Raw genomic sequence first — 20,722 nt, forward strand, 5'->3', positions numbered from 1 at the left:
GGGACAAAAAAATAATTTCCAATTGTCGCTTCTGTTCCATAATTCATTAAAAAAGCAGGATAAATATAATTAGTGATATGTGTAAAGCCAGCAAAGGAAAATATTGTTACAAACACAAAAAGCAAATTCTCTATAGTTTGAGTACAAAGATAATATTGAACCCAATTCATAAACATAATCACAATAAGATAACATGTTTATAGTATAAAACACTAAATTTAGTAGGAAAAGATTGCGAGTTACGTGTAACGCAGAATGGCAAGAATACAGCAAGTTTTAGTATAGCTGTAACACAAGGTTACGGTGAACACGAAAAAACGAGCAGGTTTACTTATCGTATATTTGGGAAGATAACTGAAGGATTATAACCTTATATTAAGAAAGACAAGCTGATAACTGTTCGTAATGAATACGTTACTGGAGAATGGGAATAATTGTGAGTATATTTTTACTCGCTCAACTGATAGACCTATTTACGATATTGATCGGAGAGACTTTAAACCATGCGTCGGAATTGTGGCGGTATACAATCAAACTAAATGCCTTTTAATGGGAGGTATCTAGTTTGATAAAATATGAGCTTTTTAGTAGTTCATAAATATTAATGCAACAGATGAATAATTTTTAACAGAAAATAGGTTGAATAGATTAAATTTAAAATTGAAATAATAAATGCTATGATACTCTCAAAGGTAATTTTTTTATTTCGTAAAATGAAAAAAATACCTGATGTAACCATGCATGCAATGATAAATTGAATAATAACAAGCAAAATTATGGTAATTACTGCTGTTATTGATATTCCATATTCTGTAATTAATTTAACAATAATTACAAATGGTAATATGCAACTTGGAATAAGAAAACACCAAAAAGTTACAGCTAGACTTAGTTCTCCCTTAACTAATCTCTTAAGTATATCCATATAAATTTCTCTTATGTAAATAAAACATACTATACAGCCAAAAGCATTATTTACAAATTTATTTACGAATCAGATTTAGACAAAAAAATCTAAAAGAAAGTAATAATATACTAGCTATCATGAGCCACAAAATAGCACTAATAATAGTCCCTGTTAATATGTTATATAAAATATTTTTTGAAATATTTGCATGACTGTTTTTTAGCTATCCGAATAGATTTAGGACTGTCTTCTTTATTTTAGTATCTTTTTTTGGGTTTATTCATCAAATTTTTTTTTAATATGACCAATTTCTAAAATTTTTAGATAATTTAGGCTTGATATCTTATCGTAATAAAATAAATTTACAATGCCTATAACTATCTAAATAAGTTCAATCTTATACTTTCATTTTAATAAGTAATTTTATTAAGCTGCAAACCGAAATAGATATTTAAATTTTATTATTAAAAAGGGCTTTATTCCTTTTTTAACCCCCAAAATCTGTTGATAAGTATTTTTATAATACCGCTAACCCATTGATTTAGCTAACCTAATAAGACTGGTTAAAATATGAATTAATGAGAGTAAGTTATAATCATTTTATCTATAAAGTACAAACACTAAAAAACCAAAAAGATAACAACATATTGGTATTAGCATTAATATCACACCAATCCATCGAGTAACTGTTTCCTTAGCAACGAATAAAATTACAATACCAATTATGAGAACAATTGCATAAAACCACCAAATAACAAATAGTGAAATTATAAATAAATCCAATGCACTCAGATTTAGAACCCTCGTTATACCCTTTTATTAAAATAAATTTTCACCCTAAATCAATTAAATTTAAAGATCAATTTATTTAAATCAAAAATACCGCACTATTCATTCAGTGTGCGATAACTATTATCTAAATTGGTATCTCTATGAAAAACGTTGTCAGCTTTAGCGGCGGTCGTTCGTCCGCATATCTAGTTCATTTAATGAAAACACGCCACCCTAACACGGATTTTATTTTTATGGATACAGGCACAGAACATCCAAAAACCTATGAATTTATAAAAGACATGGTTAAACATTGGGGGATAAAACTAACGTGTTTACGTGTAGTTGTGAACCCAGAACTTGGGCAAGCTAATTCGTATCGCGTGATAACACTAGATGAACTCCAGCCGGATTTACAGCCGTTTCGGGACGTTTGCTATAAATACGGAACGCCGTACGTTCACGGTGCATTCTGTACTCGCACAATGAAATTCGAGCCATTTACACGATATTGTAACGAGACGTACGGCAACGGTAATTATATAACGTGGCTAGGCATTCGAGCTGACGAGCCTAGACGATTAAAACCCAAACAGGGTTATAAATATTTAGCCGATATATGCGATTTTGATAAACAGGACGTTATCAACTGGTGGAAAACTCAGCCGTTTGATTTAGATTTACCGGAGCATCTCGGAAACTGCGTTTTTTGTATCAAAAAAAGCGTCAACAAAATTGCGCTTGCTACCCGTGACGAGCCAAAAATGGCGGAGGATTTTATCAATCTAATCAATGCCCCCGATGTCCGTGTTGTGGAACGTCGGCAACAGGCTAACAAGATCATGTACAGAGGTAACAATTCGTTGATTTCAATCATGGCTATGTACCAAAACCATACACGAGATGAAATTTTAGCAACGATTAGAGGGCGCGGGGGTTACGATTCTGGCTCATGTTCTGAATCATGTGAATTGTTTTCGTGTCAGTTGGATTTTGATTTAAACGATTAACTAAAGGAAATAAACATGACTGAACAATTAAAACCCTGCCCGTTTTGTGGCAGTAAATGTGATGTAGTTACTGTCAGTGGTCATACTCTCGTAGAGGTGATTAATTGACAAACAAAAAAATAATCAAACGTTTAATAAAAGGTAATTGGTATTTAAGGGCTGAAGATGACCACGATTTAGCTCTAATACTAAACGCCTGTCATGACGCTAAATTAATATGGATAAGCGGAAACACTAAGGTAAGCAACGTGATATTTGAGGATGATGAATACATCCTGCACCCAACATATTTTATTGGCGTTGATTGTGATGATACAGGGCTGTCATATAGCCACACACCATTTGCATTTGAATTTACCCATGACATTACAGAATGGTTTTATCGAGAGGTAATTAAGTGAAAGAGATTAAGAGATACAGCAAACTAAGGACCAAACATGACTAACTACACTAAAGACAGCGGGAAATGCTTAATGAAAAAATGTAAATTACTAACAACTCTCGAATCAATAGATAAATGGCTAAACGTAATAAATAGCGGGATTTTAAAACCTAAAACTAATACATGTAACAAATATAGCGAATTACCGGATGATGAAATAAATAAAGATGAATGCAAAAATGATTGAGTTAGGAGTATAAAATGACTTTAAAAAAATACAAAATAGAGACAGTTTTAAATTTAGACGGTGAGAAATCATTTGTAATGAAAGAAAGTCAGTTTGGTCATTACGTTACAAGCGAATGCGCCGAAAATTTATTAACTAAAATTAATGGATTAAGATTAACAATTACACTACACGAACGTAATGCATTGAGAATAAGAAACAAATTAACAGAACTAAGAAATAGCACCAGAGAATTTGGTTATTATAAATACAAATCAATAACGTTATCAGAAGTAATTCATTCATTAACTGAATGTTTGAGCAACTCAATCAAAAATGGAAAAAATAATGAACTCAATCAATATTTATTAAATTTTTTAAAATCAGTGATTGATAACTGCCTCGAATTAACAACAGATATCAGCATTGAAGAGATTCAAAAACTGATTAAAACATATTATCAATTAAAGCGGGAGACGAATAATGATGACTGATTATACAATTGAGGATCCTAGATACACAAAAGCTCAAGTATGCGCATACGTTGGCAATCTCGACCTGTCCACGCTAGATAAATGGATAGCGGCAAAAAAATTCCCAAAACCTGATTTGTATTTGGGTAGGCAACCTAGATGGAAGTTGTCAACAGTAAATTTTTATTTAGAACAAAAAGAGCAAGAATATCAAGAAAAACAGAAAAATAATCAATCAGTTAGATTATCGATATAATCAGCATACCACTGCATCATTTCACGCCTACCCTCCAAATATTGTGCGTGGTTGTAAATACCTCGCACACTGCCTTCCTCATGATTTAATTGTTTCTCTATCCAATCACTATTAAAGCCATGCTCATTTAAAATACTAGAAAACTGATGCCTAAAGCCGTGCCCGCTTGCACGGTTAGCAAATCCCAATCGTCGAATGACATGAAGTATTGCGCCGTTCGACATCGGCTTTGATGGGTGATTTCTATTCGGAAAAACATACTCACCGTGCCCAGTTATTGGCTGTAAAAATTTTAATATTTCTATCGACTGCGTAGCTAACGGGATTAAATGCACCCTGTCTTTTTTAACAACTTCCTCATCAATCGTTGCTAATTTCTGCTCAAAGTTAATATCGGACCATTTCAATGTAAGTAGCTCTATTGTGCGCGGGACGGTATATATCAAAAGCATAGTTGCATACCGTGTTAAAATATTGCCAGAATAACCTTTAAGCGCATTTAAAAATTCCGACATTTCGGCATCAGTAGCTAAAAAAGGAAAATTTTTTGACTGAGTTTTAGCCATTGCGCTTGATAATTCAGCCGTCGGATTAACTTCCGCCCTACCGGTAATAATTGCATATCTAAAAACTTCACCACATCGCATTCTCGCTTTTTTTGCTATTTCTAAAGCACCGCGACTTTCAATAGCTTTTAATACCGTTAGCATTTCCAGTGGTTTGATTTTAGTAATTGGTTCATTACCAATATATGGAAAAATATCGCGCTCAAATATGCTAATTATTTCATTTGCATATTTTTTTGACCATGTCGATTTTTTAGATGAATGCCATTCGCTTGCAATTGATTTAAAAGTATTGTCACGTTCAACATTAGCCAATAAAGCACTTTTTTTGCGCTCAAAGCTTGGGTCTTTGCCGTGCGCCAATAGTTGTTTGGCAAGTTCCTTTTCATTACGAGCATCAGATAAACTAATATATGGATATTTACCGATAGTTAAGGTTTTCCTTTTACCATTAAACTGGTAATCGTATCGCCATGACTTAGTACCTGATGGTGTGATATACAAATATAAGCTTTCAAAATCTGGTAGCTTGTAGGCTTTATCTTTGGGCTTTGCTGAGTCAATAGCTTTTATAGTTAGCATAATTACGGTATTTTTAGTTACGATATTGAAATATACCGTAAATATACCGTTATTAGATTGTCGTTGTCAATCGGCTAGTATCGCCCTTAATCGCGTCAAATATTGCTCAATCAAAGGTTTTATAAGGGTTAAATCGTGGTCGGTCGCCTTGTATCGTTAACCAAATGGCGTCCCCTACAGGATTCGAACCTGTGACCTACGGCTTAGAAGGCCGTTGCTCTATCCAGCTGAGCTAAGGAGACAATGATATGTTTTGTAGAAAAGACGCTGAACATTATATAAAGCTATTTTGATCCGTCAATGATTTTTAATGCTTTATCTAGTTAGGTTGACAAAATATCATCAATTCTTCCATTTCTTGAACGTTATCAGTCATAATTCATGGTTTATAATAATGTCATATTATAAAATATAATTGAAAAATATCTATTGTAAAAACAAACTAGATTACTCTAACTTTATTGGATGTGAATGACCAAGTAACCTATTACAACTTACATAAAGATAATAATAATAATTTATTGGTTTCACTAACCGGTTTTATTAAAATGTTGACTATTCTCCAGTGGGTAACAATCCATACAAAGTTAGCGTGTAGAACTATCATAGTTAATCCCAAAAAGCATTAAACGAGCTTATTAACCATCCATTAAAACGTATCAACTCTTATTTTTATGATAATAAGGATTATTGTTTAGCACTAGCAATTTGAGCTTTAAGCATTGCTAACCGACTCTGCCCTTGTTGCATTTTTTTTTCGGGTGATAATTCAGTTGATTGATCTTGCCATGCTAAATCATCTTGAGGTAACTCTAATAAAAATCGACTTGGTTCAACATACATTGTTTCCCCAAATTGTTTACGTTGGCGACTAAATGAGAAAGTTAATTCTCGTTGAGCACGCGTAATCCCAACATAAGCTAAACGACGCTCTTCTTCAATATTATCTTCATCAATACTGGTTTGATGAGGTAATAGCCCTTCAGACATACCAACTAGGTAGACATAAGGAAATTCGAGCCCTTTAGATGCATGCAACGTCATTAACTGAACTTGATCTAACTCTTCTTCCGATTCATTACGTTCTAACATATCTCGCAAAGTAAACCTAGCGACAGCTTGCTCAAGTGTCATTCCTTCATCTAGGTCATCACCTTGAAGCATATCATTTAACCAGCTTACTAACTGTTCTACATTACGCATTCGCATTTGCCCTGCGGTTGGGGAAGCTGATGTTTCATAGATCCAGCTTTCATAGTGAATACCATGTATGAGTTCATGAATAGCATTCATAGGTTCACTATGTGATTGCTGAATAAGTGAGTCAAACCATTGAATAAATAATTGTAAAGACTCCATTCGTTTACCGGATAACACTTCTGTTAGTCCCATATCATGACTAGCTTGAAATAAACTAACACCGCGATGATTTGCCCATTCCCCAAGTTTTTGTATCGTCGCTGGGCCAATTTCTCTTTTTGGTGTATTGATAATGCGAATAAAAGCATTATCGTCATCAGGATTAGTTAGTAAACGTAAATAAGCCATTAAGTCTTTAATTTCGATACGAGAAAAAAACGACGTACCACCTGATATACGATAAGGAATTCGATATTGCATTAGCATCTTTTCAATTAAACGCGCTTGATGGTTACCTCGATATAAAATTGCATATTGACCATATTGGCTATTATTAGCAAAGCGATGAGCAATTAAATCATTAACTACTTTTTCAGATTCGTGCTCTTCACTATCAGCCGTAATCACTCTTAATACTTCACCGTAACCATGTTCCGAAAACAGCTTTTTTTCAAATATATGGGGATTATTTTCAATTAAAATATTAGCTACTTTTAAAATACGACCTGAAGAACGATAATTTTGCTCTAACTTAATCACGGCTAATTGAGGAAAATCTTGCTTAAGTAACACTAAATTTTGTGGACGAGCGCCTCGCCAAGAATATATCGATTGGTCATCATCCCCAACAACAGTAAATTTAGCGCGGTTGCCAACTAATAATTTGATAAACTCATACTGACTAGTATTGGTATCTTGATACTCATCAACCAGTAAATAGCGCACACGATTTTGCCATTTTTCCCGCACTTCTTGATTGTTTTTTAATAATAAAGTAGGAAGCAAAATGAGATCATCAAAATCCAAAATACTACATGCTTTTAATTGTTTTTCATAAAGTTGATAACAATGGGCAAATAACTTTTCTTTATTGGTTTGAGCTCGTGCCATAGCGACAGTTGCATCAATAATATCATTTTTCCAATTCGAAATGGCTGATCGCAATTGGTTAATTAAATCTTTATCACCTTCTAGCCATTGCAAAGTCAATTCTTTTAGTAAGGCAATTTGATCATGATCATCAAATAATGAAAAATTAGCTTTAATGCCAAGATGGTGATACTCTCGGCGCACAATATCAAGGCCTAAAGTATGGAAGGTCGAAATTTTTAACCCTCGCGTCTCTTTTTTAGTCAAAGACAAAGCAATTCGCTCTTTCATTTCTCGCGCAGCTTTGTTGGTAAACGTTACCGCAACAATATGACGAGGCAAATACTCTTTAACGCGTATTAAATACGCGATTTTATTAATAATAACACGAGTTTTGCCAGAACCAGCCCCAGCTAAAACTAAACAAGGTCCGGATACATATTCAACCGCTTGTTGTTGACTTGAATTTAAACGCACTGATTTTAACCATTAGAAGAATTGGCACTTAGTATATACTGTTTTTATAACTCGATACAAATGCCGATAATTAAGCATTTTGAATGTTTTTTATTCAAAAATTAATGAATAAAAGCCAACGCCTGTTCAACGACTTCAATCCCCGCGCCTTTTTTATGAGCATTTTCACTGAGATAACGACGCCACTGTTTAGCACCTTTGCGACCATTAAAAATACCTAGGGTGTGACGCATGATATGATTTAATTGTGCACCTTGGGTCAATTGCTGTTCGATATAAGGATATAAAGCTTTTATAGCTGATATACCATCAATACTTGGTTTATCGATACCAAAAATTTGAGCATCAATTTCAGCCAGTAACAAAGGATTTTGATAAGCTTCCCGACCAACCATCACCCCATCAACAAATTGTAAATGATGTTTGATCTCATTAATTGTTTTTACGCCACCATTAAGCGCAATAGTTAATTGTGGATAGTCGCACTTTAATTGATAAACACGAGCATAATCTAATGGAGGGACTTCACGATTTTCTTTTGGACTAAGCCCCGATAACCATGCTTTGCGAGCATGAACAATAAAGGTATTAGTAAAAGGTAAAAGTGTATCAATGAATTGACGTAAAAAGTCATAACTATCTAAATGATCAATACCAATTCTTGTTTTGACCGTAACGGGAATATCAACCTGCTCTTGCATCGCCGATACACATCTTGCCACTAAATCAGCATTGCCCATCAAGCAAGCGCCAAACATCCCATTTTGCACACGGTCCGAAGGGCAACCGACATTAAGATTAATTTCGTTATAGCCTCGTTGCTCAGCCAATTTAGCACACTTTGCAAGTGCAACAGGATCGCTGCCACCTAATTGTAGACATAAAGGTTGTTCAGCTAAATTAAAATCTAAATAATCACCTTTACCAAATAAAATCGCACCGGTTGTAACCATTTCGGTATACAACAATGTTTGCTTAGTTAATATGCGATGAAAATAACGGCAGTGCTTATCGGTCCAATCGAGCATTGGTGCTACCGAAAAGCGGTTTAGACAAAAATTAGCCAACAAAACACCTCGACTTCAATCAAAAACCTGTTATTCTATCTGCCATTTTTAAATAGTGCAATAAATAATATAAGGAATGAAAATGGACACAAACAACACAAATATAATTTCCATTCAAATAACAGAATTACTCCAAAAACGTCTACGCTTCATTGCGGTGATGCAACAGATTTGTGGTGTTATATCAATTATTTCTGGTGCATTAACTTGCTTAGGTATCATCACTGCAATTTTTGGTGTGCCGCTCCTTATTGCTGGAATAAAGCTCTTTCAATCGGGTAGTGCATTTAGCCTGACTGCTAATACAAAAAGAGGTGAAGATCTAGTAAATGCAATTACTAACTTGCATTCTTATTGGAAATTATTGTTGATTACTATTATTGCTATAGTATTAACTTATGTGTTGCTATTCGTTGGTATGTTAGTGTTGATACCGATGTTAGGTTCTAGATATTAATTACAGCATGATATAAACCTCGCTATTTAGCGAGGTTAGTATTTATTGAGAGTCAGATTCAGATTTCGCTTCTGAACTACTTTGCTCATCATCTGATTTAATATCAATAGGATCGGATATCTGTTGTTGATTCATTTCTTCTAACGATTTAGAACCCTCTAACTCTGTAGCTTTAATATCAGTGACAATACCCATTTCGTTAAAGTAAACAGTATAATTTCTTTGGCTTACTTGACCATGCTGTGGTTGTTGTCGAAATACATAATACCAAACATTATCACCAAAAATAGAGGTTAACATTGGTGATCCCATGATAAATACAACCTGATCTTTGGTTTGACCTGTTTTTAATAGTTCAATTGCTTCTGGTGTTACATAATTACCTTGATTGATATCTGGTCGGTAGACCCAACGATCAACGACTGAACAACCAGTTAATAACACACTAGTTACAATGACAAGCGAGGTAAATTTACGAAACTGCATCTACACTTAATCCATTTTTAAAATTTAATAACGTCTATTATCGCTGATATTTTGGCTAAGTGCTAGCCAAATTAACAAATTCTTTGTTATTGAGTGATGAAATGGTCATTATTTACGACTAAAACAAATTACTTCTTGACTTTTATGCGCGTATCTACAAACTTATAAACTTCTTTATAAACCTTATCAACTCATCATTAAAGGTCAAAAATGAAATTAGAAACTATCGAACAAAAAGCCAGCTATGCAATTGGATTACAAATTGGACAACAATTAAAAGAGTCAGGATTAAAAAATTTAGAACTTAATGCGTTAAAATTGGCGATGGAAGATGTGCTATCAGGCAATCAACCCGCATTACCATTACAAGAACTACATGATGCACTTCGTCAAATTCATGAACAAGCTACCCAAGAAAAAGCTAAGCAAGCAGAAAAGATTGCACAAGCAGGTAAAGAGTTTCTTGCACAAAATCTAAAAAAAGAAGGGGTAAAATCGACTGAATCAGGTTTACAGTATCAAATCATTACCAAAGGTAATGGCGCTTTACCTAAAGCAACCGATCGCGTACAAGTACATTACACAGGGCAATTAATTGATGGAACCGTGTTTGATAGTTCAGTTGAACGTGGTCAACCTGCTGAATTCCCAGTTAATGGCGTGATTCCTGGGTGGGTTGAAGCATTACAATTAATGCCAGAAGGTTCAAAATGGCGATTATACATTCCACAAGAGTTAGCTTATGGCGCACATGGTGCAGGTGCATCTATTCCACCGTATAGTGCACTTATTTTTGATGTCGAGTTATTAAAAGTATTATAAAAAACATGGACGCTTGCTCGCGTCCATTTTTACTTATCAATCTATCCAATCTTTTTTAAGTTTTTAGGTAGAAAATAGGAACTCAATGCAGCCATGAGTAATAAGATGCTTGCTGCACCAAAAGCGACTAAATGGGTATGTAAATTATCATACGCCCAACCACCTAACCACGAACCTATCATGGCACCGATTTGATGACCTAAGTAAGTTAATCCAGAAAGTAATCCAACAATTTTTACACCATAAATATCGGCAGTTATTGCCCCTGATGTAGATAATGCACCTGCCCAAACTAAACCACCAATAGCCGCGATAGTAAAAAGTTGCCATTTGGTCGAGGCTAAGACCAACGCAATAAAACCGATTCCTCGAACCAAATAAACGAGCATCAAAATGTTTTTACGTTGCACAATATCAGATATATAACCCAGCACTAAAGTACTAAAAATGGCAACTAAACCTATCAAGCCAATTCCTGTAGAACTGGTTACCGAATCAAAACCATGATCAACCAACATTGGGACACCATGTGTGCCTAATAAATTCATACTAAATCCACAAGTGAAAAGCCCAAAACTAAGTTGCCAAAAAGGACGTGTTTTTAAGACATCAATAAGTTTGATATTAACCGGTTGTGTTTGCACTGTCGCTTGTTCTGGCCGGTCGATATCAGCGTGATTATCTTTCATAATAAACAGTGCAATGGGCATGGCTAGAATCATAAAAAATAGTGAAAACGCCACTAACGTATTTTGCCAACCATATAACGGAATAAAAAAGGCAAATACAGGTAGCATCACAGCAATGCCAGCCATACTGCCTGTTGATACAATAAATAGTGCTAACCCTCTTCGCTTATGAAACCATTTCGCCACAATAGGCGTAAAACTGACAGCCCCCACAAATGAAGTACCAAATGACAAAGCAATACCAAACGAAAAAAGGAAGTTCCAATAAACACGAGACATTGCTGACCATATTGTTGAGAGAATAATCATCACTGCACCAATTAACAACACAAAGCGCGTACCATATTTACCCACTAAGTAGCCGGCTATCGGCATGGCAATACCCGAAAACAACATACCAATAGCAATAATGCCTGACAAGACGCTACGACTAAAACCCAGATCATTTGCGATAGGTAGAAAAAACACCCCCATGCTCATTCTCAGTCCACTAGATAGCAGGGTTAAAAGTGCAGCTGCAATAACAATGTTCCAGCCAAAATACCATGGACATCTCATGATTGTCTCCTATAACGTTTCCTTAAAAACAACGTTGAAAAAGTATATAATTTTGAATTATGTATAACTTTTTTATTTTCCGCTATAATATTTATTTATCTAAATCTAAAAAAAAGTTAAGGATAGTTATATGTCAACAAATATGATTCGTATTGCAATCGCTGGCGCTGGCGGCAAGATGGGACGACAGCTCATCCAAGCTATTTCTCAAATTGACGGTGTTACCTTAGGTGCGGCTTTTGAGAGAAAGGGCTCTTCATTGGTCGGTAGTGATGCGGGAGAGCTTGCAGGAATCGGCGTTTGTAACATAAAAGTCACCGACAATTTAGAACAAGCAAAAGACAAATTTGATGTATTAATTGATTTTACGCGTCCTGAAGGTACTTTAGCCCACTTAGCTTTTTGTGTAGCACACAGTAAAATGATGATAATTGGTACCACTGGATTTGATGAAGCGGGTAAACAAGCAATTGCCGATGCAGCAAAAAAAATCGCTATTGTATTTGCCGCTAATTTTAGTGTTGGCGTTAACCTTGTTTTAAAACTACTGGAAAAAGCCACTAAAATTATGGGCGATTATACTGATATCGAAATCATTGAAGCACATCATCGTCACAAAGTTGATGCACCATCTGGTACAGCACTTGCCATGGGTGAAGCAATTGCTGATGCACTAGGTTGTCATTTAAAAGATCGTGCTGTTTATTGTCGTGAAGGTCATACTGGTGAACGACCTAAAGGTGCTATCGGCTTTGCGACTATTCGCGCAGGTGATATCGTTGGCGAACACACAGCTATTTTTGCCGACATTGGTGAACGTGTTGAAATAAGCCACAAAGCTTCTAGCCGTATGACTTTTGCTAACGGTGCGGTGCGTGCTGCATTATGGCTTGCTAAACAGCCTGTCGGTTTATATGACATGCGAGATGTATTAAATTTGAATAATTTGTAATTGCATTGCTATGTCTGATGAATATTGGATGCAACATGCATTAATGCTTGCCAAGCGCGCCGAATCTATTGGAGAAATCCCCGTCGGCGCAGTAATCATTGATGAAAATAATCAAATAATCGGCGAAGGCTTTAATCATTCCATTATTAAAAATAATCCGACTGCACATGCTGAAATTATGGCAATAGAGCAAGCTGGTATTTTATTAAATAACTATCGTTTAATTAATACCACCCTTTATGTGACTCTTGAACCTTGTATTATGTGTGCTGGAGCGATCATCCATAGCCGTATAAAACGTGTGGTATATGGGGCAAATGATTTGAAAACAGGCGCAGCAGGATCGTTTATTGATATCCTGAATTATCAAGGTCTTAATCATTATGCCGAAGTAACAGGCGGAGTTTTAATGGATGAATGTAGTGCAATATTAAGCAACTTTTTTAAAAAACGACGCTTACAGAAAAAATTATTAAAGCAATCACGTCAAAATAATGCTGAACAAGGGTAGATATTGTTGTTAGTTGAATAAATAGATTTTGCTAAACTTAAAAAAGTGCAAAAAATAAAAAATATTAATCAATTAGTATCAAAATGAAATCAAATTTTGCCGATTTGAGTTTTAGAAATACTGAGTAAATTAATACTATTGCGTACTATCCAATAAATTTTTAATATACTCAGCCTGTAAAGCAATTATTTCCCATCCTGATGATCAATTGAATTTGTAGTTGGTCAAATCACTATTATTTCAATCTTTTACAAAGTCCTTGAAGGGGTTCAAGTAAATCTGTTTACTCGAACACATAAAATATCCATACAAAATTCTCACAATATGCAATAGCCAAAATTGCACAGCAGCAAAATATAAAGCTTCGGTTTATTATCATTAAATGAAAATATCTAATCCTCATATCAGCTAATATTATCATTATTCTGAACTTTCAATAAAAAATGCTCTTAGTTGTTCTTTTTATCGAGGAATATTGTTAGAATCTAAAACGATATTTTTAAAAAATTAATTCGAGCACTATTCATGAAAAAGCATACCTTAGAAATGATGATATCTGCACAAGATATCCAAAAACGCGTTTTTGAACTTGGACAACAAATCAGTAAAGATTATCAAAATAGCCAAAATGAACTCATTTTAGTCGGGCTTTTGCGAGGATCATTCATCTTTATGGCAGATTTAAGCCGTGCCATCACTGTTGGACATGAAGTTGATTTTATGACAGCATCAAGTTATGGCAATGCTGTAGTAAGTAACCGAGATGTTAAGATATTAAAAGACCTTGATGAGGATATACGCGATAAAGATGTTTTAATTGTTGAAGATATTATTGATACAGGCAATACCTTAAGTAAAGTTATGGCAATATTAAAATTGCGTCATCCCCGCAGTATTGAAATTTGTACTTTGCTTGATAAACCTTCTCGTCGTGAAGTATCGGTGCCGGTTAAATATATTGGATTTTCTATACCTGATGAGTTTGTCGTTGGTTATGGTATAGATTATGCACAGCATTATCGCCATTTACCTTATATTGGGCAGGTCAAGTTAATTGAAGAGTAATAAATAATTTATGACTATCGAAAACTGGTAGAGTAAAGATCGTCCCAAACTATCTTACATTTTTAATATGTTATGCAAGATAGCCATTATTTGAATTAACCGGCATAAACCAGCAAGCTGACTGGAGATCAAATATTGCCGGTTATCATTTTCATCAAGTATCAATCAATTTTATTAAGATCATCGCCTCACCTCATTATTATTGGCGATTTGAAAAAACTGATTCCTTTTTGCAACCGATAATAAGGCTTATACTAACAACCTATTACATATTATATTAAAAATATGTCTTTATATCTGGACATTTCGTTATCGCAATAGCAAGAGGTAAATTAACATCAATAAACGCGCACAGCAACTTGATGTAAAATAGATTAATCTGCTTGATTCACACAATTAAACGACTGAGTTTTGCCTTTTCATAAATTAATAGATAATCAATGTAGCCAAACAACGCAACAATAGATAAACCATCACTGACCAGCAAAGCACTGCTTGTCAATAATTTAATGCTTTTTTACTTAGCTTATCATAGACGATGATAAGCTTAATATGATAAATTTGTCATCAAAATGATTTCGAAAAATTAACCTAATATAGATAGTATTTAAAATAATCAATCTTATCGAGGTATCCGTGTCACGATTTTCCCGTTCATTATGTCTAGTTTTGATGATAACCACAGCGTCTAGTTATGCTGATATGAAATTATCGATTAAAGGGTTATCAGGAGAACTGGCTGATAATGTGGATGCGCGTATTTCGTTAATTGAGCCGAGTAAAATTAATAATACACCCAATTTTAAACGTTATTTTGAAAGTGAAGTTCAAAAAGCGCTACGTGCTTTAGGTTACTACTCCCCTACTTTTGACTATGACGAACAAGATCCTAAAGTCTTAAAGGTAAAAATTACACCAGGTGAACCCGTCATTGTTGAACAACTAAATATTAATATCACTGGTGAAGGTCAACATGATGACGATTTCAAAGCGTTACTCAAAAATAAACTTCCCAAAATTGGCGATGTGCTCAACCATGGTATCTATGAGTCATTCAAAAAAGCATTACTCAATTTGTCGCTCGACAAGGGTTATTTTGATGCCAATATGACTAAACACCAGTTAGCAGTCTCAAATTATGAACATCAAGCTTTTTGGAATATTGATTTTGATACGGGTCAACGTTACAAATTTGGTAAAGTTAGCTTTCCCGATGCCAAAATTCGCACCGATTATCTAGCTAACATAGTGCCATTTAAAGAAGGTGATATGTATACTGCCGAGCAATTATCGTTATTGAATCGGCGTTTAAGTTCAACTAGCTGGTTCAATTCAGTTGTTGTGACACCCGATTTTCCTCACTTAACAGCAAATAAAGAACTCCCGATCGATGTCGCAACGGCACCACGTAAAAAGAATAATATGGACTTAGGACTTGGTTATTCAACCGATAATGGTGTTCATGGAAAAATTGGCTGGAATAAGCCATGGATAAATAGTCGTGGGCAAAGTTTTCAAAGCAATCTTTCGTTATCGTCACCCGAACAAACAATAACCATGAGTTATAAAATTCCCCTAAAAAAATCCCCATTAGAACAATATTATACGATCCAAGGTGGCTACAAAAAAATTGATAATAATGATACCTACTCGCGCTCATATACCTTTGGGGTATTACGAAATTGGGATCATTTTGAGGGTTGGCAAACGGCTTTGGGTTTAAATATGTTACGTGATAACTTTACCCAAGGTGATTCAAGTTATAAAACGTTTTTATATTATCCTTCTATGAGTTTATCGCGAATCCGTAGTGATGGTAATTTATTAGCCATGTGGGGCGATTCACAACGGTATTCAGTTGAAGCGGCGGCAGATGCATTGGGTTCAGATATCAATTTAGTACGCTTCCAAGCGCAACAAACTTGGATCCGCTCATTGCAAAAAACACATCGATTCATTGCTCGAGGTAATTTTGGTATTATTCAAGCGAGTAATTTTGATAGAGTACCGCCATCGTTTAGGTTCTTCGCTGGTGGTGATCGTAGTATTCGTGGCTATAGTTATCAATCTATTTCTCCTGAAGATAAAAAAGGCAAGTTAAAAGGCGCCTCAAAGTTGATCACCGGCTCAGGCGAGTATCAATATAATGTAACAGGTGCATGGTGGGGAGCCGTATTTGTAGATACTGGTGAAGCAATCGATAAAGTTGATAAAGCAAAATTCTATACAGGTACAGGTGTTGGCGTTAGATGGGCATCACCTGTTGGCCCAATAAAATTAGATTTAGCCACCCCATTAAATAGAAAAGATAAAGGCTCTATCCATCTCTATATTGGTCTAGGAAGTGAATTATAATATGGCAGAAAATTCTATTAATTCGAAGCAATCTAAAGCCTCGCATAACCTACATAAATGGAAAAAGCGTAGTGTTGTCATATTGTCTATTTTTATCTTCTTGATAACATTTGTCATTGTCATGATTTACACCAGTTTAGGCGTAAAATTGACAATGTTTGCGCTAAATAAATTTTTACCTGAATTAAAAATCGAACAGGTAGAAGGCACTTTTCATAATTTACATATCAAAGGGCTTTCTCTTAATTTGACTGGTGTTAATGTATCTGTTGATGATGCATCACTCGAACTTTCAGGCTCATGCTTGATTCAAACTGTAGTGTGTTTAAAACATTTTAATGCCGATGGAGTCAATGTTAATGTTAATACGCAAGAAATTGAAAGCTCACCTGACGAAGTGGTTGATAATACCTCGCGTTTTACAATAAAAACCCCCTTACCTATCAAATTACAATCCACTCAACTCAATAATGTCAAAGTGAGTGTTGATGATATGCAATTTGGTCTATCAAGTTTTAATGGTAAAGCAACGTGGGTCAATGAAAAAATTTATGTTTACCCAACTACTGCAATGGGACTTTATGCAATATTTGCTGATACACCTTCAACACCGACACCAGCACAAAAAAATGAAACCAGTTTAGCTATTAATGAACAGATTAATCAATTGTTTAATCAACCGCTAATAAGTTCATTACCTCAAGTTAGTATTCCTTTAGATATTAATGTAACGAGTTTATCTGGAAACGATTGGTTGTTACATATTGGTGGGCAAGATTATCACTTCAATCAGGTCACAATAAATACCGATATGGTAAACAATCACATTGTTGTAAAAAAAGTGGATACAGAGATTAAAACCCCTTATGCTAATGGTCACGCCTTAGTATCGGGTGAAATCACACTGGGTAATGATTGGCCAATTGTTGCCTTAGTCAAAGCTGATACCGAGCAAAACCACTTTAATGGTCAATTTTCTGGAAAATTACTGGGTGAATTATACACTAACACTCGCTTAGAAGGGCTAAACCAATTTGATCTTGATGGCCATATCAATTTTATCGAAAAATATTTACCGGTGATGACCAAACTCCAGGGTAAACACATTCAATGGCCAATTGAAGGGGCAGCCCAATATCAACTTAACGATTTTGATTTAACGCTGGACGGTAACGTTCAGCAGTATGGTTTAACCGCAAAAGGATCGGTAGCCGGCGAAAATATTCCCGCAACCACATTCGATATTGCCGGTAAAGGTACAAATCAAGATGCAACTTTAGCTCATAGCAGAATTAAATTGCCGCAAGGCAACATAGACCTTAGTGGTCACATTAGTTGGCTAAATGCGTTGCAATGGGATACTATTATCAAGCTTGATCATGTCGACATTACCAAAGAACTCCCTGATTATCCGGTTCTGTTAAATGGTCAACTTAAAACAAGTGGAAGCTTAGAAGGTGATAATTGGCAAGTGAATATTACCGATCTACAACTAAAAGGTAAAATAAAACAAGCTGATTTTGCGGCTAATGGTAATATGTTTGTTGATTCGAATAAGTCCTTATCGGCAAATAATCTTGCTATTATGTGGGGAAAAAATCAAATTAGTGTTGATGGTTCAACACAAAAAGCGAATTTAAATACCAAACTAAATTTAGCGTCGTTAGGATTACTTTTTGATGATATGCAAGGGTCTATTGTCGGCAATATCAAAATGAATGGGACAAGTACAAATCCAATTGTTGACTCGAATTTAACTGTCACTGCATTAAGTTTAGCCAATATGTCCATTGCTAAGGCAAACTTATCTGGAAAAATTCAATATCAAAATCAGTTAAGCGGTCAGCTGAAACTAATTGGTGATAATATCCAATTAGCAAGCGAGACAATAAAAAAAGCCAATATCGAACTGACAGGTAACGAAAAAAAACATACTTTAACTCTAGCGCTCGATGGACTGCCAGCATCGTTAAAGACAACCTTAACAGGTCAAATTGATAAAGATCATACTAAATGGACCGGAAACATTGCTAATGCACTGTTAAATTTAGATAATAATAACCACTGGCAGTTAACCAAACCGATATCATTATCTTATGATGTCACCAATCAGATCCCAACAATCGGGGCGCATTGTTGGCGTAATAATTATTCTAACCTATGTTTAGACAAACCATTATCAATATCAGCCAATAGCTCAAGCACAATTTCCCTTAAAGACATTGATTTGGCTAAATTACCGATACCCAATGATGGGGATACTAAAATTACCGGGAGTTTAGATGGAAGAGTCGATATTAAGTTCAATGACAATAACAAAATTCCATCCATCAAAGCCAACATAAATAGTAATAAAATTTATGTACAGCAAAGTATAGGTAGTCAAACTTTACCTATCCCTTTTGATTTATTTAATATTAATGCTGAATTTAATGAACAACAAGCAAAATTAGATTGGCGTTTTAGTTTAAAGCAACTAGGTAAAGTAAGAGGTAATTTGATAATTGATGATCCAATTAATCAGAAAAAACTAGGTGGCCAATTAATTATTGATAATTTGGCATTAGCTATACTCAACCCATTATTGGATAAAAATGAATATGCTAAAGGCGCAATTAATGGTGCCGTAAAATTTTCCGGTTCGCTCAACGATCCGTCTTTAACAGGTGACATTAACTTAAAACAAAGTGAAATCAAATCTAATCAGCTGCCTGTTGATATTAATTCAGCTATGGTAGATATAAAATTAAATGGTAAATCATCAACATTAAAAGGGATTTTAACTACGCAAGCCGGTAATATTAATATTAATGGTCATGCTAGTTGGCTGAATTTAAATAAATGGCAGGCTGAAATCACTGTCAATGGTGCAGCAATGCAAGTCACAGTGCCACCAATGATTGTGATGAATGTTGTGCCTGATATTAAAATTAATGCATCTCAAGATGAATTAACGTTATTAGGTAAGGTTAGTATTCCAAAAGGTAAAATTACCGTTGATTCACTGCCACCATCGAGCGTGGATGTATCGTCTGATGAGGTCATGTTGGATAAAAATCGTCATCAGATCGAGCCGCAAAAATTTGGTATGAAAATCAATAGTCATCTAGATATCGAAATTGGTGATGATGTTACCGTTGATGCCTTTGGTCTAAATGCTTCATTAAAAGGTAATTTAATCGCTACCCAGACAAATAAAGGATTGGATTTACACGGTGAAATTCATATTCCAAACGGTCGATTCCATGCTTATGGGCAAGATTTAATCATTCGCAAAGGCGTCATTACCTTTTCTGGACCAACCGACCACGCTATGCTTGATGTTGAAGCCATCCGTAATCCGGATTCAATGGACAATAATAAAATTACTGCTGGCATTCGTGTTACTGGTTCGTCAGAAGATCCGAAAATCGAAGTGTTTTCAGATCCGGCAATGTCACAGCAAGAAGCTTTGTCATACTTAGTGCGAGGTCAAGGGCTTGATAGTACTGATCAAAGTGACAACGATATGATGACAGCGCTATTAGTCGGGATTGGTACATCGAAAACAGGGAAATATATTGGTGATATAGGGAATGTTTTTGGCATCAAAAATTTGACTTTAGATACACAAGGCGCAGGCAATAGCTCAAAAGTAGTTGTAAGCGGCTATATTTTACCTAACTTACAGCTTAAATATGGTGTCGGTATTTTTGATTCGCTAGCCACTTTTACTTTACGTTATAGATTAATGCCAAGTCTCTACTTAGAGGCTACATCAGGACTTGCTCAAGCACTCGATCTCATTTATCAGTTCGAATTTTAGTATTAAATAATAAAAATAGTGTTAAGTTAATAATACTGTTAATTAATAAGCGAAAGTCAGTGTTTATTAAAGCGGG

The 20,722-nt window shown here is 35.0% G+C and carries 16 protein-coding genes and 1 tRNA gene; 11 read left to right on the plus strand and 6 right to left on the minus strand.

From position 1 onward, the window contains the following. Window positions 1-1,839 precede the first annotated feature (1,839 nt). The 4 genes from A9G09_RS12010 to A9G09_RS12030 all read left to right on the plus strand — a co-directional run bounded on the left by A9G09_RS12010 (window position 1,840) and on the right by A9G09_RS12030 (window position 4,025). A complete protein-coding gene (locus tag A9G09_RS12010; RefSeq protein ID WP_065635075.1) occupies window positions 1,840-2,688 on the plus strand; it encodes a phosphoadenosine phosphosulfate reductase family protein in 849 nt (282 codons plus the stop codon). 104 nt (window positions 2,689-2,792) lie between these two features. Beyond that, a complete protein-coding gene (locus A9G09_RS12015) occupies window positions 2,793-3,089 on the plus strand; it encodes a hypothetical protein (protein WP_065635076.1) in 297 nt (98 codons plus the stop codon). Between the two features lie 242 nt (window positions 3,090-3,331). Next, window positions 3,332-3,790: a hypothetical protein gene (locus A9G09_RS12025; RefSeq protein WP_065635078.1), complete on the plus strand. Its 459-nt coding sequence runs from the start codon at window positions 3,332-3,334 to the stop codon at window positions 3,788-3,790. After that, a complete protein-coding gene (locus A9G09_RS12030; protein WP_065635079.1) occupies window positions 3,780-4,025 on the plus strand; it encodes an AlpA family transcriptional regulator in 246 nt (81 codons plus the stop codon). Before A9G09_RS12025 ends, A9G09_RS12030 begins: the two co-directional genes overlap by 11 nt. On the opposite strand, the gene A9G09_RS12035 is transcribed toward A9G09_RS12030, so the two are convergent. The 4 genes from A9G09_RS12035 to dusA form a co-directional block, all read right to left on the minus strand. Beyond that, a complete protein-coding gene (locus A9G09_RS12035) occupies window positions 4,001-5,173 on the minus strand; it encodes a tyrosine-type recombinase/integrase (RefSeq protein WP_176700989.1) in 1,173 nt (390 codons plus the stop codon). The genes A9G09_RS12030 and A9G09_RS12035 overlap by 25 nt on opposite strands. Window positions 5,174-5,338: 165 nt before the next feature. After that, window positions 5,339-5,415 (minus strand) — tRNA-Arg (locus A9G09_RS12040). A gap of 445 nt (window positions 5,416-5,860) precedes the next feature. Beyond that, window positions 5,861-7,879, minus strand: coding sequence for a DNA helicase Rep (gene rep / locus A9G09_RS12045; RefSeq protein WP_065635081.1), 2,019 nt, complete (start codon window positions 7,877-7,879; stop codon window positions 5,861-5,863). Between the two features lie 101 nt (window positions 7,880-7,980). Next, on the minus strand, window positions 7,981-8,949 hold the full coding sequence (dusA, locus tag A9G09_RS12050) for a tRNA dihydrouridine(20/20a) synthase DusA (RefSeq protein ID WP_065635082.1): 969 nt from the start codon (window positions 8,947-8,949) through the stop codon (window positions 7,981-7,983). A 79-nt stretch (window positions 8,950-9,028) separates the two neighbouring features. Here dusA and A9G09_RS12055 point away from each other — a divergent pair, with 79 nt between their 5' ends. Further along, window positions 9,029-9,403, plus strand: coding sequence for a DUF5362 family protein (locus tag A9G09_RS12055; protein WP_065635083.1), 375 nt, complete (start codon window positions 9,029-9,031; stop codon window positions 9,401-9,403). A 42-nt stretch (window positions 9,404-9,445) separates the two neighbouring features. On the opposite strand, the gene bamE is transcribed toward A9G09_RS12055, so the two are convergent. Further along, window positions 9,446-9,889, minus strand: coding sequence for an outer membrane protein assembly factor BamE (gene bamE / locus A9G09_RS12060; protein ID WP_065635084.1), 444 nt, complete (start codon window positions 9,887-9,889; stop codon window positions 9,446-9,448). Between the two features lie 210 nt (window positions 9,890-10,099). Between bamE and A9G09_RS12065 the strand changes: the two genes are divergently transcribed. Beyond that, window positions 10,100-10,711 carry an FKBP-type peptidyl-prolyl cis-trans isomerase gene (locus A9G09_RS12065; protein ID WP_065635085.1) on the plus strand — a complete coding sequence of 204 codons (612 nt, stop codon included), beginning with the start codon at window positions 10,100-10,102 and terminating at the stop codon, window positions 10,709-10,711. 41 nt (window positions 10,712-10,752) lie between these two features. Here the strand turns inward: A9G09_RS12065 and A9G09_RS12070 are convergent, their stop codons facing one another. After that, window positions 10,753-11,958 (minus strand): MFS transporter, encoded by a 1,206-nt coding sequence (locus A9G09_RS12070; protein WP_065635086.1) that lies wholly within the window; start codon window positions 11,956-11,958, stop codon window positions 10,753-10,755. A 130-nt stretch (window positions 11,959-12,088) separates the two neighbouring features. Here A9G09_RS12070 and dapB point away from each other — a divergent pair, with 130 nt between their 5' ends. From dapB to A9G09_RS12095, 5 genes are all read left to right on the plus strand, one after another. Next, window positions 12,089-12,910 (plus strand): 4-hydroxy-tetrahydrodipicolinate reductase, encoded by an 822-nt coding sequence (gene dapB / locus A9G09_RS12075; RefSeq protein WP_065635087.1) that lies wholly within the window; start codon window positions 12,089-12,091, stop codon window positions 12,908-12,910. A gap of 10 nt (window positions 12,911-12,920) precedes the next feature. After that, window positions 12,921-13,421 (plus strand): tRNA adenosine(34) deaminase TadA, encoded by a 501-nt coding sequence (gene tadA, locus A9G09_RS12080; RefSeq protein ID WP_065635088.1) that lies wholly within the window; start codon window positions 12,921-12,923, stop codon window positions 13,419-13,421. Window positions 13,422-13,946: 525 nt separating this feature from the next. Further along, on the plus strand, window positions 13,947-14,486 hold the full coding sequence (hpt, locus tag A9G09_RS12085) for a hypoxanthine phosphoribosyltransferase (RefSeq protein ID WP_065635089.1): 540 nt from the start codon (window positions 13,947-13,949) through the stop codon (window positions 14,484-14,486). A 672-nt stretch (window positions 14,487-15,158) separates the two neighbouring features. Beyond that, window positions 15,159-16,841: an autotransporter assembly complex family protein gene (locus A9G09_RS12090; protein WP_141671598.1), complete on the plus strand. Its 1,683-nt coding sequence runs from the start codon at window positions 15,159-15,161 to the stop codon at window positions 16,839-16,841. A 1-nt stretch (window position 16,842) separates the two neighbouring features. Further along, window positions 16,843-20,646: a translocation/assembly module TamB domain-containing protein gene (locus A9G09_RS12095; RefSeq protein ID WP_065635091.1), complete on the plus strand. Its 3,804-nt coding sequence runs from the start codon at window positions 16,843-16,845 to the stop codon at window positions 20,644-20,646. Window positions 20,647-20,722: the final 76 nt, after the last annotated feature.

The organism is Gilliamella sp. wkB292, from assembly GCF_001690235.1.
GTDB classification, from domain to species: domain Bacteria; phylum Pseudomonadota; class Gammaproteobacteria; order Enterobacterales; family Orbaceae; genus Gilliamella; species Gilliamella apicola_F.